Genomic DNA, 25,259 nt, shown 5'->3' on the forward strand with positions numbered 1-25,259 from the left:
AGCCGCTTGAATCCATCGCTTCGATAACGCTCGACACAGGCTGACCGTCGGATCTTGCCACTCGTGGTGATGGGAATCGAACCGGGTGACACCAGAACTAGATCGGCCACCCGCAGGCTGTGTGACCTCGATATCGCGGAGGTGACTTCATGCTTCACCGAGCGGAGTTTAAGCATGACCTCTTCGGCGGAAGCACCGCGTCTCTTCCATTCGACGATTGCTACCAGTTGTTCGGTGATGTCGTCGGGCACGGCGATCGCCGCGACCCGGCCACCGGTGATCTCTTGGATCGTTGCCTCGATGTCGTCGGGATAGTGATTGCGCCCGTCGACGATGAGCAGGTCTTTGATGCGGCCCATGATGAACAGTTCACCGGCGGACATGACGCCCAGGTCGCCGGTCCGCAGCCAGGGCCCGTCGGGTGTTCCCGGTGCGGGATCGACCAACTCGGCGTTGAAGACCTGCGCCGTCTGCTCCGGCTTCTGCCAGTATCCCAGTGCCACGTGATCACCATGCACCCAGATCTCACCGACCGCTCCGGGCGGATTCTCAACCTTGGTCTCCGGGTTGACGATTCGCACCGACGATGGGTCGGGCGAACCGTAGCTGATCAGCTCGGTGCAGACGGACCCGGCGGTTTCGCAGGGCGTGGCCCGACCGGCCGTCAGATTCTCGTAGTCGAAACGGACCGTCCTGGGTGCGGTGCCGGGTTCGGGAGCCGCCACGTACAGGGTCGCTTCCGCGAGCCCGTACGAGGGGCGAATCGCCGTGCGGCTGAGATTGTAGGGGGCGAACCGCTCGGTGAAGCGCTTGACGGTTGCGACATGGATTCGCTCGCTGCCACTGACGATTCCGAGCACGTCGCCCAGGTCAAGCCCGGACATGTCGGTGTCGGATGTTCTCCGCACGGCCAATTCAAAGGCGAAATTCGGTGCCGCAGAAAAGGCCCGCTCGCTGGTGGCAAGCAGTTGTATCCAGCTTGCCGGACGGCGCAAGAACGACATTGGGCTCATCAACACCGCGGTTCGACCGGCCACCATTGGGGCACAAATTCCGAGAATCAAGCCCATGTCGTGATATAGGGGTAGCCACGATACCACGGTCCCGTTCGGAATCTTTGCGAGGTCACCAAAATAGCCGTACAGGCTTTGCCGCACGTTGGCGATGACGTTCTTGTGCGACACAATGACTCCGGCTGGCGTGCGTGTCGATCCAGACGTGTATTGGAGATAAGCCGCTCCGGTTGGCAGCCGAGCGAAAGCCGGCAGCTGGCGTGGCGAGTCCAAGTCCAGCAGATCAACCTCAATGACGAACGGGGCCGGCTGCCCGTCCTGTGCACACGCGTATTTCGTTACGTCGCCTACTACGGACGAAGTCGTGAGAATGACGACCGGCTTGCAATCCCGTAACACCGCGGAAACGCGGTCATCATGAATGCCATGTTGTGGCGTTGACAGCGGAACCGCGATGAATCCAGCCTGAAGCGCCCCAAGGAATGCGATGACATATTCCATTCCCTGTGGTGCCAGAATTGCCACTCGGTCACCGGGCAGCCCGCACAGCTTGAGCTCTTCAGCAACGATGCAAGCCCGTCGGTAGACCTGCGACCATGTCAGGCTCTCAGCAAAGCCCTTGGGGTCTAGCCCGTAGTCAACATACGTATACGCAGTGATGTCAGCTTGCTGATCGGCCCGCTCCTTTAGCAAAGAGGGGATCGAACGGTCGGTCACCGGCATCGCGTTACACTCCCATTCGCTGTCTGGCGTCTCAATTATTTGTAGCGGACTCTGTGAACCGCCTGGCAGATCGCACAGCGGGACTTCCTACCGCTCTGTTACCTGCCGGTCTGAGCTGACCAAGCCATCTGACGATCACGCAGCTGTCCTGCCGGAGCAGGTCTACGTAGCGCCAGTTGATCTCCCGTAAGACTAAAGCCCCTTTTGCCCAACTACCTAGATGCAGTATGTAAGGTAATCACCTGTCGGGACGAGCGCGGCATTATTCACGGATCGACCAATTTCTATAGCCATGGCCGGCGTCATTGCCTGGGCTCGGAGGCGGTACCAGTCGAGTCTAACGTCCCGTCCGCGTTGGCAGTGGCAGACTTTCGCAGCCGGTGTGACATTTGCGACGTCGGTGACGGATGTCAAGTCGATGGACATTCGAGGTCAGAGTGCTCGGCGGGCGTTGCCTCCGTATTGGAATCCGCGTCCCACTGTGACGAGGCTAACAATGCGCCTCGGCCGCACCCGGCACGGTATGCGCCGGGCCGGGCCGGCCGACCGGTTCGCTGTCCGGCCGCCGGGTCCGTCAGGGCTTGTCCGCGCCGGTCCTGTGTTCTCTTGCGGCGAACTTCGAGCGATGGCCTACCCGCATGATAACCGTCGTGTTCTGGCCCATCGGATCTGCTGTGCAGCTAAGTCTGATCACACCACTGCAGTGTTTTGTCTTCTATGTCTCCGACAAGCTCTGGCAAATTGTTGTTGAGGTAGAAGTGATCGCCGGGAAAGACCCGGATCGAGAACTCTTCCGTCGTTCGATCGCGCCATGGTGCCATGTCTTCTTGGGTCGCGATCCAGTCCTTATCTCCGATATACGCGTAGAGGGGGCACCTCAGCGTCGTCTCTGGCGGGCAGGAATAGCCGGCGATGGCTCGGACGGCTTTCAGTGCAGGCAGCACCCCGACCAGAAACTCCTCGTCGGTGAAGAAGTCTGGATTCATGCCAGTCATTCGGGCGATCATGTCCAACATCTCGCGGTCCGATAGACCCTTGAGTTGCTTGTATCTAACGTGACCCGGGGCTGAGCAAGCCGACACAAAGAAGGCGAGGACGCGATGTCCTGCCGATTGGAATCTCAACGCCACTTCGAATGCGAGCATCCCGCCCATACTGTGACCAAAGAAGGCGACCGGATCGTCGGTCCGCGTCGGCGGCTTCATCATCGCAAAGATTTCGTCGGCGAGGGTGGGAATACTCTCCAGGGGGGGTAGACCGTAGCGATCGTGCTGCCCGGGATACTGAACAGCGATGCGCTTCACATTGGCGGAAAATTCCCGGGAAAACGGGACATAGTCTTTCGCGGTTCCACCGGCGTGCGGGAAAATATACAATGTGGGTGCGGCTGGCTTTTCATCGCTGTTACTGCCGTTCGAGCGCCCGTTCACCGAGCCACCATACCGCGGCCCGTAGTAGACCTGCACCGGCACCTCGTGCGTCAGCGAGTCCGGGCAAGAGTGTCAGATGGCCGCGAGGTGGCTTTGACGAGCTTGCGCATGAGTGCGGTGCGTCGTCGCGGGCCAACGTGGTCCGGGGCGTCGACGGTCCCGCCGAATATGAAATTACAGCCCGACACACCGGCGCCACCAGCGCCATCACAGCCGTAACACCAGGCACACTGGTAACAACAGGGATTTTGCGATGCCAGGAGGGTATGGCCGTGTACCGAGTCTTTGAAGCGTTGGACGAATTGGGTGCCATTGTCGAGGAAGCCCGAGGGGTGCCGATGACGGCGGGATGCGTCGTGCCTCGCGGTGATGTGCTGGAGTTGATCGACGACATCAAAGATGCGATCCCTGGCGAGCTGGATGACGCGCAGGATGTGCTCGATGCCCGCGATTCGATGCTGCAGGACGCCAAGGCGCACGCCGATTCCATGGTGTCCTCGGCGACCACCGAGTCGGAATCGATGCTCAACCATGCCCGCGCGGAGGCTGACCGGATCCTGTCTGACGCCAAGGCGCAGGCCGATCGGATGGTCAGCGAGGCGCGCCAACACAGCGAGCGGATGGTCGGGGAGGCCCGCGAGGAGGCGATTCGCATCGCCGCCGCGGCGAAACGCGAGTACGAGGCCAGCGTCAGCCGCGCCCAAGCCGAATGCGACCGGCTGATCGAAAACGGCAACATCTCCTACGAGAAGGCCGTGCAAGAGGGCATCAAAGAACAGCAGCGCCTGGTGTCGCAGAACGAGGTGGTTCAGGCGGCCAACGCGGAATCGACCCGCCTCATCGACACGGCGCACGCCGAGGCGGACCGACTCCGCGGCGAATGCGATATCTATGTCGACAACAAGCTTGCCGAGTTCGAGGAATTCCTCAACGGCACCCTGCGGTCCGTCGGCCGTGGTCGCCACCAGCTCCGCACGGCGGCCGGCACGCACGACTACGCGGTGCGCTAACGCAATTCGCCCCGCGGAAGGATCAACGGGCGGCGAACGCCCAACGCGGCATGGATCTGGGCGACGCGCGCCGTAGGATTTCACCTATGGCCAGGCAACACAGCCCGGCGGCGCGGCGACATGTGGCGTCGCCGATGACCGTCGACATCGCACGGCTGGGGCGACGTCCGGGAGCCATGTTCACACTGCATGACACCGTGGATAGCCCCGCGCGCATCGGACTGCAGCTGATCGCGATTGCCCCGGGTGCCCCCCTGGACCTGGATCTGCGGGTCGAGTCCGTGTCCGAAGGCGTGTTGGTGACCGGGACGGTAGCCGCGCCCACCGTCGGCGAGTGTTCCCGCTGCCTGAGCCCGGTCCGGGGTCGCGTTCAGGTCGCGCTGACCGAATTGTTTGCCTATCCGGACAGCGCCACCGACGAGACCACCGACATGGACGAGGTCGGACGCGTCGTCGACGAAACCATCGACCTCGAGCAGCCGATCATCGATGCGGTCGGTCTGGAATTGCCGTTTTCGCCGGTGTGCCAGCCGGACTGCCCGGGACTTTGCCCGCAATGTGGTGTCGCGCTGGCCGCCGAGCCCGGTCACCACCATGATCAGATCGATCCGCGGTGGGCGAAGTTGGCCGAGGTGTTTGCGCCGGAGCACCCCGAGACACCTACGTCGGACGAGTCCTCACCACGAGGTGAGCGGTGACCCGGTCACGACAACCCTTGCTCGACGCGCTCGGTGTCGACCTGCCCGATGAGCTGCTCTCATTGTCATTGACGCACCGGAGCTACGCGTACGAGAACGGCGGGTTGCCGACCAACGAGCGGTTGGAGTTCCTCGGCGACGCCGTGCTGGGGCTGACCATCACTGACGAGTTGTTCCATCGCCATCCTGATCGGTCGGAAGGGGATCTGGCCAAACTGCGGGCCAGCGTGGTCAACACCCAGGCACTGGCCGACGTCGCGCGCAACCTTTCCGAGGAGGGCCTCGGCGTGCACGTGCTGTTGGGGCGCGGTGAGGCGAATACCGGTGGGGCCGACAAATCCAGCATTCTGGCCGACAGTATGGAATCGCTGCTGGGCGCGATCTACCTGCAACACGGCATTGAGAAGGCCCGGGAGGTGATCCTGCGGCTGTTCGGCCCGCTGCTGGACGCCGCGCCGACGCTGGGCGCGGGATTGGATTGGAAGACCAGCTTGCAGGAACTGACCGCGTCGCGCGGGCTGGGGGCGCCGTCATACCTGGTCACCTCCACCGGACCGGACCACGATAAGGAATTCACCGCGGTGGTCGTCTTGATGGACACCGAATACGGGTCGGGTGTGGGCCGGTCCAAAAAGGAAGCCGAGCAAAAGGCCGCGGCGGCCGCCTGGAAGGCGCTGGACATGCTCGACGGCGCAATGCCGGGCAAGACCTCCGCATAGCCGGACGGTGCTGACCCGCTGCGCGCGGCTTCGCCGCGCTTGCGATCATCACAAGATGCCCGAGCTGCCCGAAGTCGAGGTGGTGCGGCGCGGCCTGCAGGCCCACGTGGTCGGCCGGACGATCACCGCGGTTCGGGTGCATCACCCCCGCGCGGTGCGTCGCCATGAGGCGGGGCCCGCGGATCTGACGGCGCGGCTGCTGGGAGCGCGCATCAACGGAACCGATCGGCGCGGCAAGTATCTGTGGTTGACGCTGGACTCGGGCGAGGGGAACGACCCGGACACAGCACTCGTCGTGCACCTGGGCATGAGCGGCCAGATGCTGCTCGGAAAGGTCCCGCGCGCCGACCACGTCCGGATCTCCGCGCTGCTCGACGACGGGACGGTGCTGAGCTTCGCCGACCAGCGGACCTTCGGCGGGTGGCTGCTTGCTGATCTGGTGACGGTGGATGGCAGTGTGGTGCCGGTGCCGGTCGCCCACCTGGCACGCGACCCGCTTGACCCGCGGTTCAATACCGACGCCGTGGTCAAAGTGTTGCGGCGCAAGCATTCCGAACTCAAGCGCCAGCTACTGGACCAGCAGGTGGTATCGGGGATCGGCAACATCTACGCCGATGAGGCGCTGTGGCGGGCCAAGGTGAATGGTGCGCGCGTGGCTGCCACCCTAACGAGTCGGCAGCTGGGAGCGGTTCTGAATGCCGCCGCCCACGTAATGAGCGAAGCGCTGGCGCAAGGTGGGACCTCGTTCGACTCGCTGTATGTCAACGTCAACGGCGAGTCGGGCTACTTCGACCGGTCATTGGATGCCTATGGCCGCGAAGGCGAAAGCTGCCGGCGCTGCGGTGCGGTGATACGCCGGGACAAGTTCATGAACCGCTCGTCGTTCTACTGCCCGCGATGCCAGCCGCGGCCTCGAAAATAGGGAGGGCATTAATGTCATCTGCGCGAGCGCGCACTGCTCCTATGTCAAGCGGCCGTGGGTTGGTGGTCTTGGTGAGGGGTTGCGTAGTCGGCGTTGAGTTGACGGTCGCCCGATCGGGTCAGTCGGACGCGGCCGGCGGTATTGCCCGACCAGACCGGGATGGGTGCGACCCCGCTGTGGCGGGCGAAGGCGGCTTGGCTCTTGAACCGGGTCACTCCGGCGGGTTCGGCGAAAAGCTTGGCCGCGGTCAGTTCCCCGCAACCGGGAAGTGCGAGCGGGGCAGGGGTGGCCCGGTGGACTCGGTCGCCGATGCGTGCGGCCAAGGCGTCGATGGTCTCGGTGAGCCGGGTGATCTCAGTGAGCTCGTCACCGGCCAGCTCGGCCAGCAGTCCGCGCTGGGTGTCCAGCCATTGGCGCAGCTGTGCGCGGGGCCATTCTCGGTGCAGCGAAGCCGGTTTGGGTTCGGCGGCGGGGTCGAGTTCGTGGACGCGTTGGCGCAGCCGGTTGATCGTCGAAGTACGTTGGGTGACCAGGTCTTCGCGGCGATCCACCAGCAGCTTGAGCTCTCGGGAGGTCTCGTCGTGGGCGGCGACCGGCAGATCGGGGTAACGCAACACGGCATGAGCGACGGCCAGCGCGTCGATGGGATCGGATTTGCCGCGCCCACCACAGTGCTTTGAGGTGGCCAGCCGTGGTGGCCGCCACCACTTTCTCGCCCAGCTTGCGGCCGACCTCGTCGACCGCGACGAAGGTGTGACTGCGCTTGTGTACATCAGTGCCAACGACAACCATGGTGGTCGCCTCCTTCATTCGAAGAGGGGTGATGAAGGTTGGGCCGGCCGGTGGACACATCTCAGTCGGGGCGGTGCCACGCTCCTATCAAGTCACGCCGGTCGGTCCATCCCGCCTGGTGCCGACACGACGCGCGAAAACCAACCCGAAGCCAGCAGTGTCTGTAAGAGCCAGACACCAGGTGAGAAGACCCAACCACCGCGAATGCGGCACTGCCACCCTGACGCTGAGTGTCTGTGCGGAGACACGCCGCTGCATACGGCATTCTGCGGACGCTCGCGTCCCGACGACCGGTAGAAAGTAGCCATGACGGAACTGTGGATCGAGCGCACCGGATCGCGGCGCTACACGGGATATAGCTCGCGGGGCGCGCAGGTACTCGTCGGCTCCGAGGACGTCGACGGGGTGTTCACCCCGGGCGAGCTGCTCAAGATCGCACTCGCCGCATGCAGCGGGATGGCCAGCGACCAGCCGCTGGCCCGTCGGCTCGGCGAGGACTACCGGGCGGTGGTCAGGGTGTCCGGTGCGGCCGACCGCGACCAGGAGCGCTATCCGCTGCTTGAGGAGACCATGGAACTCGACCTGTCGGGTTTGAGTGAGGACGACAGGAAGCGTCTGCTGGTGGTTGTCGACCGCGCCGTCGACCTGGTGTGCACCGTAGGACGCACTCTCAAGTCGGGTACCACCGTCACCTTCGAGGTCGCCAGTGTCTGATCTTGGGTCGGATCCTGACGTGCGGCTCACCGCCTGGGTGCACGGGTGGGTGCAGGGAGTGGGCTTCCGCTGGTGGACCCGGTCTCGAGCGTTGGAGTTGGGGCTTAGCGGCTACGCGGCCAACCACGCCGACGGGCGCGTACTAGTGGTCGCGCAGGGCCGGCACGAGGCGTGCGAGAAATTGCTGCAGCTGCTGCAGGGCGGAGCCACACCGGGCCGCGTGCACCAGGTCGTCGCCGACTGGTCGCAGCCGACGGAGCCCATCGTCGGATTCAGCGAGCGCTAACAGCGCCGGTAGTCTGACACGCCGTGTACCTCAAGAGTCTGACGCTGAAGGGCTTCAAGTCCTTCGCCGCGCCGACGACTCTGCGTTTCGAGCCGGGGATCACCGCCGTCGTCGGGCCCAACGGTTCCGGCAAATCCAACGTGGTCGATGCCCTGGCCTGGGTGATGGGGGAGCAGGGGGCAAAGACGCTGCGTGGCGGCAAGATGGAAGACGTCATCTTCGCCGGCACCTCCTCGCGCGCCCCGCTGGGCCGCGCCGAAGTCACCGTCACCATCGACAACTCCGACAACGCGCTGCCGATCGACTACACCGAGGTTTCGATTACCCGCCGGATGTTCCGCGATGGTGCCAGTGAATACGAAATCAACGGCAGCAGTTGCCGTTTGATGGATGTCCAGGAGCTGCTGTCCGACTCCGGAATCGGCCGTGAGATGCACGTGATCGTCGGGCAAGGAAAGCTCGAGGAGATCCTGCAGTCGCGGCCCGAAGACCGGCGGGCGTTCATCGAGGAAGCCGCCGGGGTGCTCAAGCACCGCAAACGCAAGGAAAAAGCTCTGCGCAAACTCGACGCGATGGCGGCGAACCTGGCCCGGCTTGCCGATCTGACCACCGAGCTCCGGCGCCAGCTCAAACCGCTGGGCCGGCAAGCCGAGGTGGCCCGACGTGCGGCGACCATTCAAGCCGATCTGCGCGATGCCCGGCTGCGGCTGGTCGCCGACGACTTGGTTAGCCGGCGAGCGGAACGGGAAGCGATTTTCGAGACAGAGGCTGCGATGCGTCGCGAGCATGACGAGGCCGCCGCCCGGCTGACGGTGGCAGCTGAGGAGCTGGCCGCGCATGAGTCGGCGCTCGCCGAGCTGTCAACCCGCGCAGAGTCGGTGCAACACACCTGGTTTGGGCTGTCCGCGCTGGCCGAGCGGGTGGGCGCAACGGTGCGGATCGCCAGCGAACGCGCCCATCATCTTGATGTCGAGCCGGTCGCGGTGAGCGACACCGACCCGGACGCGCTTGAGGCCGAGGCCCAGCAGGTGGCCGTTGCCGAGCAACAACTGCTGGCGGAGCTGGACACGACGCGCGGCCGGCTCGATGCCGCCCGCACCGACCTAGCCGACCGGGAGCGCCGCGCCGCCGAGGCCGACCGGGCCCACCTGGCGGCGGTCCGCGCGGAGGCGGACCGGCGTGAGGGACTGGCGCGGCTGGCCGGCCAGGTGGAGACCATGCGTGCGCGCGTCGAATCGATCGATGAGAACGTGGCTCGGTTGTCCGAGCGGATCGAGGAAGCCGCTACCCGCGCCCAGCAGACCCGAGCCGAGTTTGAAACCGTGCAGGGTCGCGTCGGTGAATTGGACCAGGGCGAGGTCGGCCTCGATGAGCACCACGAGCGCACGGTGGCCGCGTTGCGGTTGGCCGATGAACGCGTCGCCGAACTGCAGTCGGCAGAACGCGCCGCCGAACGCCAGGTGGCCTCGCTGCGGGCCCGCATCGATGCCCTCTCGGTCGGGCTTGAGCGCAAGGACGGCGCGGCTTGGCTCGCACGCAATCACAGTGGCGCAGGGCTTTTCGGGTCGATCGCCCAATTGGTCAAGGTCCGTTCGGGTTATGAGGCGGCATTGGCGGCGGTGCTCGGGCCGGCGGCGGACGCACTGGGGGCGAACAGCTTGGCTGCCGCGCGCAGTGCAGTTGGCGCGCTCAAACAGGCCGACGGCGGCCGCGCGGTCCTGGTGCTGAGCGACTGGCCGACCCCGCAGGAACCCACCCCGGCGGCGACGTTGCCCGGCGGCGCCCGGTGGGCCCTGGACCTCGTCGAGGCACCGCCGAAGTTGCGTGGCGCGATGATCGCCATGCTTTCCGGCGTCGCAGTGGTCAACGACCTGACCGAGGCAATGGGCCTGGTCGCGATTCGTCCGGAGTTGCGCGTGGTCACGGTTGACGGTGATCTGGTGGGCGCCGGCTGGGTCAGCGGCGGATCTGACCGCAAGCTGTCCACATTGGAGCTCACCTCGGAGATCGACAAGGCCAGCGGCGAGCTGGCCGCCGCGGAGGCGCTGACGGCGCAATTGAGCGCGGCCTTGTCCGGAGCACTGACCGAGCAGGCCGCCCGCCAGGACGCGGCCGAGCAGGCATTGGCCGCGCTCAACGAATCCGACACGGCCATCTCGGCGATGTACGAGCAGCTGGGCCGCCTCGGGCACGAGGCGCGCGCCGCCGAGGAAGAGTGGAACCGGTTGCTGGCGCAGCGGGTGGAACAAGAAGCCGGGCGCACGCAGACCGTCGAAGAGGTCGTACAACTCGAGACCCGGCTGCGCAACGCCGAGGCGACCCAACAGGTCGACGTGGCCCCACCGATGGACCGGCAGGCGATCAGTGCCGCCGCCGAGCAAGCCCGCAGCGTCGAAGTGGAAGCCCGGCTAGCGGTGCGCACCGCCGAGGAACGCGCCAACGCGGTTCGTGGGCGGGCAGATTCGCTGCGCCGCGCGGCAGCGGCGGAACGTGAGGCACGGGTGCGGGCCGAGCAAGCTCGCGCCGCGCGGCTGCATGCGGCCGCGGTGGCCGCGGCGGTCGCCGACTCCGGACGGCTACTGGCTTGGCGGTTGAACCGGGCGGTGGATGCGGCGTCGCAGCTCCGTGACGCGTCGGCCGCCGAACGCCACCAGCGGTCGGCGGCGATGGCGGCGGTTCGCGATGAGGTGAACACGCTGAGCGCCCGAGTCGCCGAATTCACCGATTCGCTGCACCGCGACGAGGTGGCTAACGCCCAGGCGGCGCTGCGTATCGAGCAGCTTGAGCAGATGGTGCTAGAGCAGTTCGGAATGGCGCCGGCCGACCTGATCGCCGAATACGGTCCGCAGGTTGCGCTGCCGCCGACCGAGCTCGAGATGGCTGAGTTCGAGCAAGCCCGCGAACGCGGCGAGCAGGTGATCGCGCCGGCCCCCATGCCGTTCGACCGGGGTACTCAGGAGCGCCGCGCAAAACGTGCCGAGCGTGAGCTTGCTGAGCTGGGTAGGGTCAATCCGCTGGCTTTGGAGGAGTTTGCTGCGTTGGAGGAGCGCTACAACTTCCTGGCCACCCAACTCGAGGATGTCAAGGCGGCCCGCAAGGATCTGCAGGACGTCGTCGCCGATGTAGACGCCCGCATCCTGCAGGTGTTCAGTGATGCGTTCATCGACGTGGAACGCGAATTCCGGGGCGTGTTCGCCGCGTTGTTCCCTGGCGGGGAAGGGCGGCTGCAGCTGACCGAGCCCGACGACATGCTCACCACCGGTATCGAGGTCCAGGCACGTCCGCCGGGCAAGAAAGTCACCCGACTGTCCTTGCTCTCCGGTGGCGAGAAGGCGCTGACCGCGGTGGCGATGCTGGTCGCGATCTTCCGTGCCCGTCCGTCGCCGTTCTACATCATGGACGAGGTGGAGGCCGCTCTCGACGACGCGAACCTGCGCCGCCTGATTGGCCTGTTCGAACAGCTGCGAGACCAGTCGCAGATCATCATCATCACCCACCAAAAGCCAACGATGGAAGTCGCGGACGCGCTTTACGGCGTGACCATGCAGAACGACGGCATCACCGCGGTTATCTCGCAGCGAATCCGAGGTCAGCAGGTGGATCGGCTGGTCGCTAGCTCCTCTTAGAACGTGTTTGGGAAGGGCTTATGTGGCTTGGATCGGCTGCGAGGGACGCCGTCCCGGTGCTGGCGCGAGGTGGCGTACAGTGTCGGTGCCCTGCACCGATTGAGCATCAACGATCCCGGCGCCGGCCATCGGGTCGCGCTCGGCGGCATCGCGCACCGCGGCCCGCAACGCGTGGTGGATGCGGTCGGTGACACCGTCATCGGTCCACGTGTTGAAGTACCGCTACACCGTCTCACACGGCGGAAACTCATGCGGCAGTTGACGCCACGAGCAACCGGTGTGGTGCAGATACATTATCGCGTCCACGATCCGGCGGCGTGGATGCATCGCCGGGCGCCCACCGAAGCGGGTCTCAGAGTGGAAATTTGGCGCCCGTGAGCTGCTCAGACAGTTCCCAGAGGGCGGTGGCCGTCGCGGCCCGTTTAGCCATGAAGCTGCGGGGGACCGGCTGGGTGCGACCGAAAACACAGAAGCGAGGGCCGACGAACGTGTCGCCCGGTAAATCCTGCGACGCTGCATACAACGTTTGGCGAGCACCGTAATCGGCGCTGGTGGCCAGCCGAGCGCTGGCCAGCATCGCTGCGTCTGTGATCTTGCGGTCGGAACGGCCTTGCATGTTGGTCCGCGAGTAGCCAGGATGGGCGGCCAGCGCGCGCAGACGCGAACCGGCCGCCTCGAGGCGCCGCTGCAGCTCGGTGGTGAACAGCAGGTTGGCGACCTTCGACTGGATGTAGGCCAGCCATGCCGAGTACGGCCGAGACTTCCAGTTCAGGTCTTTGACGCTGATGTAGCCATACCAGTGCGCCAATGAGGACACCGTCACCACACGGTCGGTGAGCTTGGGAAGCAACAGGTTGGTCAGCGCGAAATGGCCCAGATGATTGGTACCGATCTGGCTTTCGAAGCCATCAACGGTCCACCTGCGCGGGGTGGCCATGATGCCAGCGTTGTTGATCAGCACGTCGCTGTTGGCTATGCCATCTGCGAACTCCCTGACCGACGACAGGTCCTGCAGATCGAGTTGACGCACCTCGACATCGCCACTCATCTCCCGGGCCGCGGCCGCACCCTTACTCGTGTCTCGCACCGCCAGGATGACCTTGGCGCCGCTGCGGGCCAACTCACGAGCTGTCACCGCGCCCAGCCCGCAGTTGGCACCGGTGACGATCGCGGTGCGCCCGGCGAACGACGGAAGATCTGCGGCGGTCCAGTTAGGCATAGCCGCCCCACCCTACCTGGTGTGGCGTGCCGTTGCAGGACTGCGCAACTCGGCGGGCCAATGGTTCCTGATCGTTCCTGACCGACGAAGTACCGCTGGTGTCATCTACCCCCGGCGCGATGGCGCAATGCCGCGGGCGCGATGGCACAATGCCGCGGGCGCGATGGCACAATGTCTGCGTGGCCCCAAAAAGTACAGGTGTTGGACAAGTCGTCGTGCGGTCCTACATGCGCTTGACACGGTTCAAGTTGGTTGCAAGCGGGTACGGCGTGTTGACCCTCCTGTCCCGCTCCCGTAAGCGCAAGCCCGACGACCTCGTGTTCCTCAACTGGGGCTACGAGGATGACCCTCCGATGAATATTCCGCTTGACGCGTCGGACGAACCCGATCGATACGGCATCCAGCTGTACCACCGGACCGCAACCCAAGTAGATCTGACCGGCAAACAGGTTCTAGAGGTCGGTTGTGGTCATGGCGGCGGGGCTTCGTACCTCATGCGCACGTTGCACCCGGCCACCTATACCGGGCTGGATCTCAACGGGGCGGCAATAAAGTTATGCCTCGGGCGACACAACGTGCCGGGTTTGACGTTCATGAAAGGCGATGCGGAAAATTTGCCGTTCCCGGACGAATCTTTCGATGCGGTGATCAATGTCGAATCGTCGCACTGCTACCCGCACCTTTCGCGTTTCTTCGCAGAAGTCGCGCGTGTGCTCCGGCCCGGGGGGCATTTTCTGTACTCCGACATGCGCCAGGCACCTGATATACCCGACTGGCAGGCGGCTATAGCTGATGCCCCGATGCGGCTGCTGTCTGAAAGGGTCATAAATGCCGAGGTTCTGCGCGGGCTGGAGAAGAATTCGCCACAGCAAACCAAGATGGTCGAGCGCAATATCCCTCCCATCCCGATCGCCCGCTGGTGGGCCCGCTCAGTATTTGGTGTGGAAGGTGGGGCATTCTATCGAAGCCTTCAAGCGGGCAAGATCTCATATAAGATGTTTTGTTTCGTGAAGCCGTGACGTGCCGCCACCTGTCAACTGAATGAGGCACTGGCATCACGCTATTTGAAACATGTAGTGGTGCAGGCGTACTGACTCCCTGCCCGAGGAAGCGGTATGGGGTTCCCCATATTTCAGGCGGCAGTATCGACAGCGGTGACCTCATGTCAAACAATGAAGCGTTGCGCCCCACACCCGGTTGGGAGCACCGGCGCTCACCGTCGGCGGTGCGGTGGACGTTGCCGCGACGTGTGCGGGCCGCCGCTGCGGTACCCGCAGCCCTGGGGCGTCGTGGATCCTGCGGCGTTGTCGAGGCTGGTTCGTGCCGGTGGGTGGCTCGATGTTGCCCCCTGACGTGGCAGGCTAACCCCAGCACCCGGTGCAGGTGGCGAACAGCCGCGCGCCGGCGTTGCGGGCTTTAGGGGTCACCGGAACTCGGGCAGTGCGCGCCCTCGCTGTCGGCATCGCGTCTCACCCTAGGATGTTTGCGTGTCGGAAGGTTTGTGGATCGCCATCGCGGTCATCGCCGCCCTGGTCGTCATTGCCGCGCTGACCCTGGGGCTGGTGCTCTACCGCCGGCGGCGGATCAGCCTCTCCACCCGGCCTCAATCCGACGCACTGGACCGTTCGGGCGGTTATACCGCCACGTCCGGCATCACGTTCAGCCAAACGGTGCCGACCGTCGGGGAGATCGACACCAGCGGACTGCCTGCCGTGGGCGACGATGCGACAGTTCCTCGCGACGCGCCCAAGCGCACCATCGCCGACGTACATCTTCCCGAAGTTGAGCCCGAACCCAAGACCATCACACCGCCGGTTGCCGAATTGCCGCCGGAAACCCCCGAGGCCGCCCCAGCCGCCCCCGAGTTCCCCGACGTAGCTGCCATCGCGCCGCCCGAAGGTCGACTGGAGCGACTGCGCGGACGGCTCGCCAAATCGCAGCATGCCCTCGGTCGCAGCATGCTGGGTTTGATCGGTGGCGGGGACCTGGACGAGGACTCCTGGCAGGACGTCGAGGACACCCTGCTGGTCGCCGACCTGGGACCAGTGGCGACCGCGTCGGTGGTGTCGCAGCTGCGCAGCCAGCTGGCCACCAGCAACGTGCGTACCGAGGCCGACGCCCGAGCGGTGTTGCGTGAGGTCCTGACCAAAGAGCTGCAGCCGGGCATGGACCGCTCGATCCGCGCGCTACCACACGCCGACCATCCCTCGGTGCTGCTGGTCGTTGGCGTCAACGGCACCGGCAAGACCACCACAGTCGGCAAGTTGGCAAGGGTGTTGGTGGCCGACGGCCGACGGGTCGTGCTCGGTGCGGCCGACACCTTCCGTGCGGCCGCCGCCGATCAGCTGCAGACCTGGGCGGCGCGAGTTGGCGCAGAGGTGGTGCGCGGGCCCGAAGGCGCCGACCCGGCATCGGTGGCGTTTGACGCCGTCGATAAGGGCATCGCCTCCGGTGCAGACGTGGTGCTCATCGACACAGCCGGGCGGTTGCACACCAAGGTCGGGCTGATGGACGAGCTCGACAAGGTCAAGCGCGTCGTGACCCGACGAGCGGCCGTCGACGAGGTGTTGTTGGTGCTCGACGCCACCATCGGACAGAACGGGTTGGCACAGGCCAGGGTGTTCGCCGAAGTCGTCGACATCAGCGGCGCCGTGCTCACCAAGCTGGACGGAACGGCCAAGGGCGGCATCGTTTTCCGCGTCCAACAGGAACTCGGGGTGCCGGTGAAGCTGGTCGGGCTCGGCGAAGGCCCCGACGACCTGGCGCCTTTTGAGCCCGCCGCCTTCGTCGATGCCCTGCTCGGCTGATAGCTCTCACACAGCAAGTTTTACGTTAATCCTGATGAAACATGGCCGCACCATCGCCGCAACAACTACTGCGCAAGGTTCTGGATCAGGTCGTCAGTCGTAAGTCTGGGGTCCTGCCAACGCGCTTGACTGGAGGTGATAGCGAGTGGACCAATTCCCCATAATGGGCGTTCCCAATAGCGGCGACACCGCCTGGATGCTGGCGAGTTCCGCGCTCGTGCTGCTAATGACGCCCGGCCTGGCGTTTTTCTACGGCGGCATGGTGCGCGCCAAGAGCGTGCTGAACATGATCATGATGAGCGTCAGCGCGATGGGCGTCGTGACGGTGCTCTGGGCGCTGTACGGCTACTCGATTGCGTTCGGCGACGACGTCGGCAACATCGCCGGCAACCCGACCCAATACTGGGGTCTCAAAGGTCTCATCGGCGTCAATGCCGTCGCCGCGGATCCGAGCACGCAGACCGCCGCGGTGGACATCCCGCTGGCGGGTACCCTGCCGGCGACCGTTTTTGTGGCGTTCCAGTTGATGTTCGCGATCATCACGGTCGCACTGATCTCGGGGGCCGTGGCCGACCGGTTGAAGTTCGGCGCCTGGCTGTTGTTTGCCGGACTGTGGGCGACGTTCGTCTACTTCCCGGTCGCGCACTGGGTCTTCGCGTTTGACGGGTTCGCCGCCGAGCACGGCGGCTGGATCGCCAACAAGCTGCACGCGATCGACTTCGCCGGCGGCACCGCGGTCCACATCAACGCCGGTATTGCCGCCCTGGTGTTGGCGATCGTGCTGGGCAAGCGCCGCGGCTGGCCAGCAACATTGATGCGACCGCACAATCTGCCGTTCGTGATGCTGGGCGCCGCACTGCTGTGGTTCGGCTGGTACGGATTCAACGCGGGATCGGCGACCACCGCCAACGGCGTTGCCGGCTCAACGTTCATTACCACCACGATCGCGACCGCCGCGGCCATGCTTGGCTGGCTGCTCACCGAGCGCATCCGCGATGGCAAGGCTACGACGCTGGGCGCGGCGTCGGGTATCGTCGCCGGACTGGTCGCCATCACACCGTCTTGCTCATCGGTCAACGTCTTGGGCGCGTTGGTGGTTGGCGTGTCGGCCGGGGTGCTGTGCGCGCTGGCGGTCGGGCTGAAATTCCGGCTCGGCTTCGATGACTCGCTCGACGTGGTCGGGGTGCACCTGGTCGGTGGTCTGGTAGGCACGCTGCTGGTGGGACTGCTTGCCGCCCCTGAGACCCCGGCGATCAATGGCGTGGCTGGGGTGTCGAAGGGGTTGTTCTACGGCGGCGGCTTTGCCCAGCTGGAACGGCAAGCGCTCGGCGCCTTCAGTGTTCTCCTCTACTCTGGAATCGTCACCCTTGTCTTGGCATTGATCCTGAAATTCACCATCGGGCTCAGGCTTGACGCCGAGAAAGAAAGCTCGGGCATCGACGAGGCTGAGCACGCAGAGAGCGGTTACGATTTCGCCGTCGTCAGCGGTTCGGTTCTCCCCCCGCGGGGCAACGTGGAGGATAGCCGCAACGGCTTGGAGGAGCGAGTGGGCGAGAGAGTGGAGGCGAAGCCGAAATGAAGCTGATCACCGCGATCGTGAAGCCGTTCACGCTCGATGACGTCAAGACGAGCCTCGAGGATGCGGGAGTCTTGGGGATGACGGTCAGCGAAATCCAGGGGTACGGACGGCAGAAGGGCCACACCGAGGTCTACCGGGGTGCGGAATACTCGGTGGATTTCGTGCCGAAGGTTCGGATCGAAGTCGTTGTCGATGACTCCATCGTCGACAAGGTGGTGGACAGCATCGTGCGGGCAGCCCGCACCGGCAAGATCGGCGACGGCAAAGTGTGGGTCAGTCCGGTGGACACCATCGTGCGGGTACGTACCGGTGAACGCGGACACGATGCGTTATGAGAATAGTCGCACTTTGCTGATCAAACCCGGACGGGCCTGCCGGTTGTGAGATCGGGTATGAAGCCGCAACCGCCGGACCCGTCCGGGGCACGGCTACCGGTGGCCCAAGCAGTAGAAGGGGCAGGATGTGCCTCTCCGCCAAGCGATTTGGCTGCGGAGCGGCGCAAGCTGCTGTCCGACGACCACCGCGAACTGGAGCCGGCGGGGTTGCGGCAGGCGTGGCTGGATCTGCATGAGTCCTGGCTGATCGCTAAGGCCGACGAGATCGGGATCACCGAAGCGAGTGGGTTTGCGATCGTCGGAGTCGGCGGGCTCGGGCGTCGTGAGCTGCTGCCGTATTCGGACCTGGATCTGCTGCTGTTGCACGACGGCAAGCCCGCCGATGTGCTGGGGCCGGTCGCCGACAAGTTGTGGTACCCGTTGTGGGACGCCAACATTCGACTTGACCACAGCGTGCGGACCCTCAGCGAGGCATTGGGCACGGCCAATTCCGACATGGCGGCCGTGCTGGGCATGTTGGAAGCACGCCACATCGCCGGCGATGAGCAGCTTTCGACGGGACTGGTCGACGGCGTGCGACGGCAGTGGCGCAGCGGAATTCGCTCCCGCATGGGCGAGCTCGTCGAGACGACGCATGCCCGGTGGCGGCGCTGTGGCCGGATCGCGCAGCGCGCCGAGCCCGATCTCAAATCGGGTCGCGGCGGCCTACGCGATGTCCAGTTGCTGGACGCACTGGCGATCGCCCAGCTCATCGACCGCCACGGCATCGGAAATCCGGACCTGCCGGCGGGTTCGCTGGACAATGCCTATCTCACTTTGCTGGACGTGCGCACCCAGCTGCACCGGGTCTCGGGCCGTGGGCGTGACCAGTTGCTGGCCCAGTTCGCCGACGAGATCAGCGCCGCCTTGGGGGTCGGTGACAGATTTGACTTGGCACGCACCCTGTCGAACGCTGGCCGCACCATCAGTTACCACGCCGAAGCCGGCCTGCGGACCGCGGAGAACGCCTTGCCGCGGCGCGGCATCACAGCCATGATGCGGCGGCCCAAGCGGCGACCTCTTGACGAGGGCGTCGTCGAGTATGCGGGCGAAATCGTGCTCGCCCGCGACGCCGAACCCGAACGCGACCCCGGCCTGGTACTCCGCGTAGCTGCCGCATCGGCTGACACCGGGTTGCCCATCGGCGCCGCCACCCTGAGCCGGTTGGTTGCCAGCGTCCCCGACTTGCCGATCCCTTGGCCCCAGGAGGCGTTGGACGACCTCTTGGTTGTGCTTTCCGCCGGCCCTACCACGGTGGCCACCATCGAAGCGCTCGACCGGACCGGGCTCTGGGGCCGGCTGTTGCCGGAATGGGAGTCGATCCGTGACCTTCCCCCGCGCGACGTCGCCCACAAGTGGACGGTGGACCGTCATGTGGTCGAGACGGCGGTGCATGCGGCGCCGCTGGCCACCCGGGTGGCGCGTCCCGACCTGCTTGCGCTTGGCGCGCTGCTGCATGACATCGGCAAGGGGCGAGGCACCGATCACAGTGTGCTCGGGGCCGAATTGGCGGTCCCGATCGGCACCAGGCTGGGGCTCTCGCCGCCGGACGTTGAGCTGCTCTGCAAGCTGGTTCGACACCACCTGCTGCTGCCCATTACGGCCACCCGAAGCGACTTGAACAACCCCAAAACCATCGAGGCGGTGTCCGAGGCGCTGGGCGGGGATCCGCAATTGCTCGAAGTTTTGCATGCGCTGTCGGAGGCGGACTCGAAGGCCACTGGTCCCGGGGTATGGAGCGACTGGAAGGCCTCACTGGTCGAGGACCTGGTGTGTCGCTGCCGGATGGTGATGGCGGGGGAGTCGCTGCCTCAGGCTGAACCGACTGCGCCCCACTATCTTTCGCTGGCAGCCGACCGCGGGGTGCATGTGGAGATCAGCCCACGCGACAGTGAACGCATCGACGCCGTGATGGTCGCCCCGGACGAGCGGGGTATGGTGTCCAAAGCCGCCGCGGTGCTGGCGTTGAACTCCCTGCGCGTCCATTCGGCGTCGGTCAATGTCCACCAGGGCATCGCGATCACCGAGTTTGTCGTGTCACCACTGTTTGGTTCCCCGCCCGCGGCGGACCTGGTGCGTCAGCAATTCATCGGTGCCCTCAACGGCGACGTCGACGTGCTCGGCGCGCTGGCGAAACGCGATAGTGACGCCGCCGACTTGGCGTCTGCGCGGGCCGGGGACGTGCAGGCAGGGGTGCCCGTCACGCGGTCAACCGCCCCGCCGCGCATTCTGTGGCTCGACACCACCGCGCCGGGTCAGCTGCTCTTCGAAGTTCGGGCCATGGATCGGGCGGGTTTGCTCGCGTTACTGGCCCGGGCTTTGGAGCGCGCCGGAGCCGACATCGTGTGGGCGAAGGTGAATACGTTCGGATCCACCGCCGCCGACGTGTTCTGTGTGACCGTCCCGACGGACTCCGACGCAAGAGCCGCGGTCAAGCAACACCTGTTGGCAGTGTTGGGCGCCCGCGTCGACGTGATGGTAGACGGGCCCGTCGGCGATTAGGTCGCGTGCTCAGGGCTGCTCGGAGTTGAGCTGGCGCAAGGCATCGATGCGTGCTTTGAGCTGGTCGCGGGTCGCAGCGGCGATTGGGGGCCCACCACAGCGGCGGCGCAGTTCGTTGTGGATCCACCCGTGTGGTTTGCCGGTGCGGTGGTGCGCGATCGACACAAGCGTGTGGAGTTCGCGGCGCAGGTCGCGCAGTTGGCCATGCACCGATGGTGGCGGCGTCGAGGTGGCGTTCTGCGCGGCCCCGTTCTGAAGCTGGGCTCGTTTGCGCAGCTGCTCGTCTTGGCGGCGGTGCAGCAGGGCGCGCATTTGTTCGGCGTCCAGTAGCCCGGGGATGCCGAGGTAGTCGGCCTCTTCGTCGCTTCCGGCCGGTGTGGCGGTGCCGAACGAGGAGCCGTCGAAGATGACCTGATCGAGTTCCGCGTCGGCCCCCAACGAGGTGAATCCCCGCTCCGCGTCGCGCTCGGTTTGCGTCCTGGTGGCGGGATCACCGTCGAGGGGATCGCCGGCGGATTCACGGTCCGGTCTGCCCAGCACGTGGTTGCGCTGGGCCTCCAACTCACTGGCCAGCTGCAGCAGGCTGGGCACCGACGGCACGAAGATGCTCGCGGTTTCGCCCAGGCGGCGGGACCGCACGAACCGACCGATGGCCTGTGCGAAGAACAGCGGTGTAGAGGCGTTGGTGGCGTAGATCCCCACCGAAAGCCGCGGCACGTCGACTCCTTCGGAGACCATCCGCACCGCGACTAACCAACGGCTGGTGCCCTGGGCGAATTCGGTGATGCGCGCCGACGACCCGGGGTCGTCGGAGAGTACGACGGTGGGAGCTTCCGCGGTCATCGTGGTCAGCAGGCGGGCGTATGCGCGGGCCGCGGTTCGATCCGAGGCGATGATCATGCCGCCCGCGTCGGGAACGTGGGTACGCAGCTGTCGGAGCCGTTGATCGGCTGCCGCGATGACGGCGGGCATCCACTCGCCGGCCGGGTCGAGCGCGGTGCGCCACGCCCGTGCGGTCTGTTCGGCGGACAGCGGCTCGCCCAGCCGCGCCTCGTGCTCCTCGCCAGCGCTATCCCGCCAGCGTGCCTGCCCGGAGTAGGCGAGGAACACCACCGGCCGGACCACGCCGTCAGCGAGAGCTTCCGCATAGCCGTAGGTGTGGTCAGCTTGCGAACGCAGCACACCGTCGCGGCCTTGCTCGTAGCTGACGAACGGGATTGGGCTGTCATCGCTACGAAATGGTGTGCCGGTCAGCGCAAGACGGCGCGTGGCGTCACCGAATGCTTCCCGAATGGCGTCGCCCCAGGTTCTGGCGTCGCCGCCGTGGTGGATCTCGTCGAAGACGACCAACGTCTTGCGGGCTTCGGTGCGCACCCGGTGCAGCGTCGGGTGCGAAGCGACCTGGGCGTAGGTGACCATCACGCCGTGATACTCCGGCGAGGTCTGGGGGTTGGCGTTGGAGAATCTCGGGTCCAGGGAAATGCCGTGGGCTGTCGCGGCATGCGCCCACTGGACCTTGAGGTGCTCGGTGGGCACGACGACGGTGATTTGCTCGACGGCGCGATGGCGCAGCAGTTCGGCCGCGATCCGCAGCGCGAACGTCGTCTTGCCCGACCCGGGGGTAGCCACGGCCAGGAAATCGCGCGGCTCACTGGCCAGGTACTTCACCATCGCTCGACGCTGCCAGCCGCGCAACGCATGGCTACCTTCGGCGGCGCCTTCGACGTCGCGGCCAGCGTGGTGAACCAGCTGCATCAAAACCGCTCCCCCCGTGAATGCTCGGCCGCGCGTGGCGGTTGCCGCCGCGCTGACGCGGCGACAGTTGCGTTGCAGTACGACGCACGATCGAGGCGTCGTCGACACCACCGATGGGCCGACACGTGACGCCCTCGACACGGCCAGCACGGTGAGGTGGCGGCTGTGAAATCTAGCATGGCAACGCATTTCGGCGCAGCTGCGACATGAATCGCAGCGTCGCCACCGGGCGCATTCGCCGAAACTTGACTCACGGCGACGCGTGCCCCGGCGCGTCGTCGCCGTGGTGTAGGTGTCGCGTCGGCTGCGCCCCGCTACGCGGGGCTGGCGATCACCACGGGGGCTGGACGGTGGTGACCCGCTGCGCCCCGCTACGCGGGGCTGGCGATCACTACTAGGCTGGCGAGCGTGTTTGAATCGTTGTCCGACCGGCTGACCGGCGCCCTACAGGGGCTACGCGGCAAGGGCCGACTGACCGAGGCCGATATCGACGCCACTACCCGCGAAATCCGGCTGGCGCTGTTGGAAGCCGACGTGTCGCTGCCCGTGGTGCGGGCCTTCGTCCACCGAATCAAAGAACGCGCCAGGGGGGCCGAGGTATCGGGTGCCCTTAACCCGGCGCAACAGGTCGTCAAGATCGTCAACGAAGAACTGATCGGCATCCTCGGCGGCGAGACCCGTCAGCTCGCGTTCGCGAAGGCACCGCCGACCGTGCTGATGCTCGCCGGCCTGCAGGGTTCCGGTAAGACGACGCTGGCCGGCAAGCTGGCCGCCTGGCTGCGTGGGCAAGGACACACACCTCTGCTGGTGGCCTGTGACCTGCAACGACCGGCGGCGGTGAACCAGCTGCAAGTCGTCGGCGAGCGCGCCGGGGTGCCGGTGTTCGCGCCGCATCCCGGAGCCTCGCCGGAAGCCGGCCCCGGTGACCCGGTCGCCGTTGCCTCGGCGGGGCTTGCCGAGGCTCGGGCCAAACACTTCGACGTCGTGATTGTCGACACCGCTGGCCGGCTGGGTATCGACGACGAGCTGATGGCCCAGGCGGCGGCGATACGGGCTGCCGTCGATCCCGACGAGGTGCTGTTCGTCCTGGACGCGATGATCGGCCAGGATGCCGTCACCACAGCCCAGGCGTTCGGCGAGGGTGTCGGTTTCACCGGAGTGGTGTTAACCAAGCTGGACGGTGACGCTCGCGGTGGCGCCGCGTTGTCGGTACGCGAAGTGACCGGCGTCCCAATCCTTTTTGCCTCCACCGGCGAAAAGCTGGAGGACTTCGACGTCTTCCACCCGGACCGGATGGCCAGCCGGATCTTGGGCATGGGTGATGTGCTGAGCCTGATCGAACAGGCCGAGCAGGTCTTCGACGCTCAACAGGCCGAGGAGGCCGCGGCCAAGATCGGCGCCGGCGAGCTGACGCTGGAGGATTTCCTGGAGCAGATGCTCGCCGTCCGCAAGATGGGCCCGATCGGCAATCTGTTGGGCATGCTGCCCGGCGCGGGACAGATGAAAGACGCGCTGGCTGAGGTCGACGACAGGCAACTCGACCGGGTGCAGGCCATCATCCGCGGGATGACGCCGCAGGAGCGGGCCGACCCGAAGATCATCAACGCCTCGCGGCGGCTGCGTATCGCCAACGGCTCGGGTGTGACGGTGTCCGAGGTCAACCAGCTGGTCGACCGCTTCTTCGAAGCCCGCAAGATGATGTCCTCAATGCTAGGGGGCATGGGCATCCCCGGTCTGGGCCGCAAGTCCGCGACCCGAAAGAGCAAAGGGGCCAAAGCCAAAGCCGGCAAGAAGGGCAAGAAGGGGGCACGGGGTCCGACGCCGCCGAAGGTCAAGAGCCCATTCGGGGCGGGCATGCCGGGCATGCCGGCCGGATTCCCCGATCTGTCGCAGATGCCCCAAGGTCTCGACGAGCTGCCGCCCGGGCTGGCCGACTTCGATCTGTCCAAGCTGAATTTCCCGGGCAAGAAGTAACCGCGCTGTGCGCATGCACGTGCGAGGGTTGGGGCTGCCCGACGAGACGGCAATCGAGTTGTGGGTCGTCGACGGCCGCATCAGCACCGAGCCCGTGTCGGGGGCCGACACCGTCTTTGACGGCGGGTGGATCCTGCCCGGGCTGGTGGACGCCCATTGCCACGTCGGGCTCGGCGATCACGGCGCCATCGAACTTGGCGAGGCAATCGCCCAGGCCGAGACCGAACGCGACGTGGGCACCCTGCTGTTGCGTGACTGTGGCTCACCGACCGACACCCGCAGTCTCGACGACCACGAGGATCTACCCCGCATCATCCGCGCCGGGCGGCATCTGGCCAGACCCAAGCGCTACATCGCCGGTCTCGCAGACGAGATGGAAGACGAATCGCAGCTGCCGGCCGCGGTGGCCGAGCAGGCTAGGCGCGGTGATGGGTGGGTCAAACTTGTCGGTGACTGGATCGACCGCCAGATCGGCGACCTCGCCCCGTTGTGGTCCGACTACGTCCTGAAGGAAGCGATCGATACCGCGCACGCACACGGGGCGCGGGTTACCGCGCACGTCTTCAGTGAGGATGCGCTGCCGGGCCTGATCAACGCCGGCATCGACTGCATCGAACACGGCACCGGGCTCACCGACGACACCATCGCCCTAATGCTCGAACAGGGCACCGCCCTGGTTCCCACGCTGATCAACCTCGAAAACTTCCCGGGTATCGCTGACGCCGCGGTGCGCTACCCAACCTACGCGGCGCACATGCGCGACCTGTATGCCCGCGGCTACCAGCGGATTGCCGCGGCGCGGGAGGCGGGTGTGCCGGTATTCGCCGGCAGCGACGCGGGCGTCACGATCAGACATGGGCGGATCGCCGACGAGGTCGAAGCCCTCAAGAAGATCGGAATGAGTCCGACCGAGGCGTTGGGGGCGGCGTGCTGGAATGCCCGACGTTGGCTGGGCCGGACCGGCCTGGACAACGGGGCGTCGGCCGATTTGTTGTGTTACGCCGAGGATCCGCGGCAAGGTCCAGCCGTGCTGATGCGTCCGGATCTGGTGATTTTGCGCGGCAGGACTTTTGGGACCCGGTACTGACACGACTTCTCGTCGCGCGGGGTATCCCG

19 protein-coding genes and 1 pseudogene (1 of these 20 only partly in view) are annotated in these 25,259 nt (G+C 65.8%); 14 read left to right on the forward strand and 6 right to left on the reverse strand.

What is annotated here, in order from left to right:
- Both fadD26 and AADZ55_RS07585 read right to left on the reverse strand, forming a co-directional pair.
- Window positions 1–1,736, reverse strand: partial view of a long-chain-fatty-acid--AMP ligase FAAL26/FadD26 gene (gene fadD26 / locus AADZ55_RS07580; protein ID WP_085323962.1) — the 5' portion only. The gene continues 16 nt to the left of window position 1, outside the view; the window shows 1,736 of its 1,752 coding nt (coding positions 1–1,736); it begins with the start codon at window positions 1,734–1,736; its stop codon lies off the left edge, out of view.
- A 680-nt stretch (window positions 1,737–2,416) separates the two neighbouring features.
- A complete protein-coding gene (locus AADZ55_RS07585; protein ID WP_085323994.1) occupies window positions 2,417–3,202 on the reverse strand; it encodes a thioesterase II family protein in 786 nt (261 codons plus the stop codon).
- A 236-nt stretch (window positions 3,203–3,438) separates the two neighbouring features.
- Here AADZ55_RS07585 and sepIVA point away from each other — a divergent pair, with 236 nt between their 5' ends.
- From sepIVA to mutM, 4 genes are all read left to right on the forward strand, one after another.
- Window positions 3,439–4,176, forward strand: coding sequence for a cell division protein SepIVA (sepIVA, locus tag AADZ55_RS07590; RefSeq protein ID WP_085323993.1), 738 nt, complete (start codon window positions 3,439–3,441; stop codon window positions 4,174–4,176).
- Between the two features lie 86 nt (window positions 4,177–4,262).
- Window positions 4,263–4,874: a YceD family protein gene (locus AADZ55_RS07595; RefSeq protein WP_207569030.1), complete on the forward strand. Its 612-nt coding sequence runs from the start codon at window positions 4,263–4,265 to the stop codon at window positions 4,872–4,874.
- Window positions 4,871–5,593, forward strand: coding sequence for a ribonuclease III (rnc, locus tag AADZ55_RS07600; RefSeq protein WP_085323960.1), 723 nt, complete (start codon window positions 4,871–4,873; stop codon window positions 5,591–5,593). Before AADZ55_RS07595 ends, rnc begins: the two co-directional genes overlap by 4 nt.
- A 55-nt stretch (window positions 5,594–5,648) precedes the next feature.
- Window positions 5,649–6,515, forward strand: a complete 867-nt coding sequence (gene mutM, locus AADZ55_RS07605; protein ID WP_085323959.1) for a DNA-formamidopyrimidine glycosylase — start codon at window positions 5,649–5,651, stop codon at window positions 6,513–6,515.
- An 89-nt stretch (window positions 6,516–6,604) separates the two neighbouring features.
- On the opposite strand, the pseudogene AADZ55_RS07610 reads toward mutM, so the two are convergent.
- Window positions 6,605–7,325 (reverse strand): annotated as a pseudogene (locus AADZ55_RS07610) (IS110 family transposase); the annotation flags it as partial.
- A gap of 288 nt (window positions 7,326–7,613) precedes the next feature.
- Here AADZ55_RS07610 and AADZ55_RS07615 point away from each other — a divergent pair.
- From AADZ55_RS07615 to smc, 3 genes are read left to right on the forward strand one after another with little or no spacing between them, the layout of a single operon-like run.
- The gene (locus tag AADZ55_RS07615; protein ID WP_085323958.1) at window positions 7,614–8,021 is read left to right on the forward strand and encodes an OsmC family protein; all 408 of its coding nucleotides are present in this window, start codon (window positions 7,614–7,616) and stop codon (window positions 8,019–8,021) included.
- Entirely contained in the window at window positions 8,014–8,307 is a 294-nt protein-coding gene (locus tag AADZ55_RS07620; RefSeq protein ID WP_085323957.1) for an acylphosphatase, read from the forward strand. Before AADZ55_RS07615 ends, AADZ55_RS07620 begins: the two co-directional genes overlap by 8 nt.
- A 23-nt stretch (window positions 8,308–8,330) precedes the next feature.
- Window positions 8,331–11,933, forward strand: a complete 3,603-nt coding sequence (gene smc / locus AADZ55_RS07625) for a chromosome segregation protein SMC (protein ID WP_085323956.1) — start codon at window positions 8,331–8,333, stop codon at window positions 11,931–11,933.
- Window positions 11,934–12,155: 222 nt separating this feature from the next.
- Here the strand turns inward: smc and AADZ55_RS23490 are convergent, their stop codons facing one another.
- Together AADZ55_RS23490 and AADZ55_RS07630 are read right to left on the reverse strand one after the other, a co-directional pair.
- Window positions 12,156–12,401, reverse strand: a complete 246-nt coding sequence (locus AADZ55_RS23490) for a transposase (RefSeq protein WP_423202359.1) — start codon at window positions 12,399–12,401, stop codon at window positions 12,156–12,158.
- Window positions 12,286–13,152 carry an oxidoreductase gene (locus tag AADZ55_RS07630; protein WP_085323954.1) on the reverse strand — a complete coding sequence of 289 codons (867 nt, stop codon included), beginning with the start codon at window positions 13,150–13,152 and terminating at the stop codon, window positions 12,286–12,288. Before AADZ55_RS07630 ends, AADZ55_RS23490 begins: the two co-directional genes overlap by 116 nt.
- A 227-nt stretch (window positions 13,153–13,379) precedes the next feature.
- Between AADZ55_RS07630 and AADZ55_RS07635 the strand changes: the two genes are divergently transcribed.
- From AADZ55_RS07635 to AADZ55_RS07660, 5 genes are all read left to right on the forward strand, one after another.
- Window positions 13,380–14,171: a phthiotriol/phenolphthiotriol dimycocerosates methyltransferase gene (locus tag AADZ55_RS07635; RefSeq protein WP_085323953.1), complete on the forward strand. Its 792-nt coding sequence runs from the start codon at window positions 13,380–13,382 to the stop codon at window positions 14,169–14,171.
- Between the two features lie 468 nt (window positions 14,172–14,639).
- Window positions 14,640–15,959, forward strand: a complete 1,320-nt coding sequence (ftsY, locus tag AADZ55_RS07645) for a signal recognition particle-docking protein FtsY (protein WP_085323952.1) — start codon at window positions 14,640–14,642, stop codon at window positions 15,957–15,959.
- A gap of 145 nt (window positions 15,960–16,104) precedes the next feature.
- Window positions 16,105–17,538: an ammonium transporter gene (locus tag AADZ55_RS07650; protein WP_085323951.1), complete on the forward strand. Its 1,434-nt coding sequence runs from the start codon at window positions 16,105–16,107 to the stop codon at window positions 17,536–17,538.
- Complete coding sequence (gene glnB, locus AADZ55_RS07655) at window positions 17,535–17,873, forward strand: nitrogen regulatory protein P-II (RefSeq protein WP_003414756.1); 339 nt, start codon at window positions 17,535–17,537, stop codon at window positions 17,871–17,873. The genes AADZ55_RS07650 and glnB overlap by 4 nt, the downstream gene beginning before the upstream one ends.
- Window positions 17,874–17,930: 57 nt before the next feature.
- On the forward strand, window positions 17,931–20,414 hold the full coding sequence (locus AADZ55_RS07660; RefSeq protein ID WP_085323950.1) for a [protein-PII] uridylyltransferase: 2,484 nt from the start codon (window positions 17,931–17,933) through the stop codon (window positions 20,412–20,414).
- A gap of 9 nt (window positions 20,415–20,423) precedes the next feature.
- On the opposite strand, the gene AADZ55_RS07665 is transcribed toward AADZ55_RS07660, so the two are convergent.
- Window positions 20,424–22,169 (reverse strand): DEAD/DEAH box helicase, encoded by a 1,746-nt coding sequence (locus tag AADZ55_RS07665; RefSeq protein ID WP_085323992.1) that lies wholly within the window; start codon window positions 22,167–22,169, stop codon window positions 20,424–20,426.
- 408 nt (window positions 22,170–22,577) lie between these two features.
- Between AADZ55_RS07665 and ffh the strand changes: the two genes are divergently transcribed.
- Window positions 22,578–24,143, forward strand: a complete 1,566-nt coding sequence (ffh, locus tag AADZ55_RS07670) for a signal recognition particle protein (protein WP_085323949.1) — start codon at window positions 22,578–22,580, stop codon at window positions 24,141–24,143.
- Between the two features lie 13 nt (window positions 24,144–24,156).
- Entirely contained in the window at window positions 24,157–25,230 is a 1,074-nt protein-coding gene (locus AADZ55_RS07675) for a metal-dependent hydrolase family protein (RefSeq protein ID WP_085323948.1), read from the forward strand.
- Window positions 25,231–25,259 lie beyond the last annotated feature (29 nt).

Source organism: Mycobacterium decipiens, assembly GCF_963853665.1.
Lineage (GTDB): Bacteria > Actinomycetota > Actinomycetes > Mycobacteriales > Mycobacteriaceae > Mycobacterium > Mycobacterium decipiens.

Excerpts from the sequence above, each read along its gene's own strand:
- AADZ55_RS07595 (WP_207569030.1), top strand. The coding sequence starts at position 4,263 with ATGGCCAGGCAACACAGCCCGGCGGCGCGGCGACATGTGGCGTCGCCG.
- mutM (WP_085323959.1), top strand. The coding sequence starts at position 5,649 with ATGCCCGAGCTGCCCGAAGTCGAGGTGGTGCGGCGCGGCCTGCAGGCC.
- AADZ55_RS07615 (WP_085323958.1), top strand. The coding sequence starts at position 7,614 with ATGACGGAACTGTGGATCGAGCGCACCGGATCGCGGCGCTACACGGGA.
- AADZ55_RS07630 (WP_085323954.1), bottom strand. The coding sequence starts at position 13,152 with ATGCCTAACTGGACCGCCGCAGATCTTCCGTCGTTCGCCGGGCGCACC.
- AADZ55_RS07635 (WP_085323953.1), top strand. The coding sequence starts at position 13,380 with ATGCGCTTGACACGGTTCAAGTTGGTTGCAAGCGGGTACGGCGTGTTG.
- glnB (WP_003414756.1), top strand. The coding sequence starts at position 17,535 with ATGAAGCTGATCACCGCGATCGTGAAGCCGTTCACGCTCGATGACGTC.
- AADZ55_RS07660 (WP_085323950.1), top strand. The coding sequence starts at position 17,931 with ATGAAGCCGCAACCGCCGGACCCGTCCGGGGCACGGCTACCGGTGGCC.
- AADZ55_RS07665 (WP_085323992.1), bottom strand. The coding sequence starts at position 22,169 with ATGCAGCTGGTTCACCACGCTGGCCGCGACGTCGAAGGCGCCGCCGAA.
- AADZ55_RS07675 (WP_085323948.1), top strand. The coding sequence starts at position 24,157 with ATGCACGTGCGAGGGTTGGGGCTGCCCGACGAGACGGCAATCGAGTTG.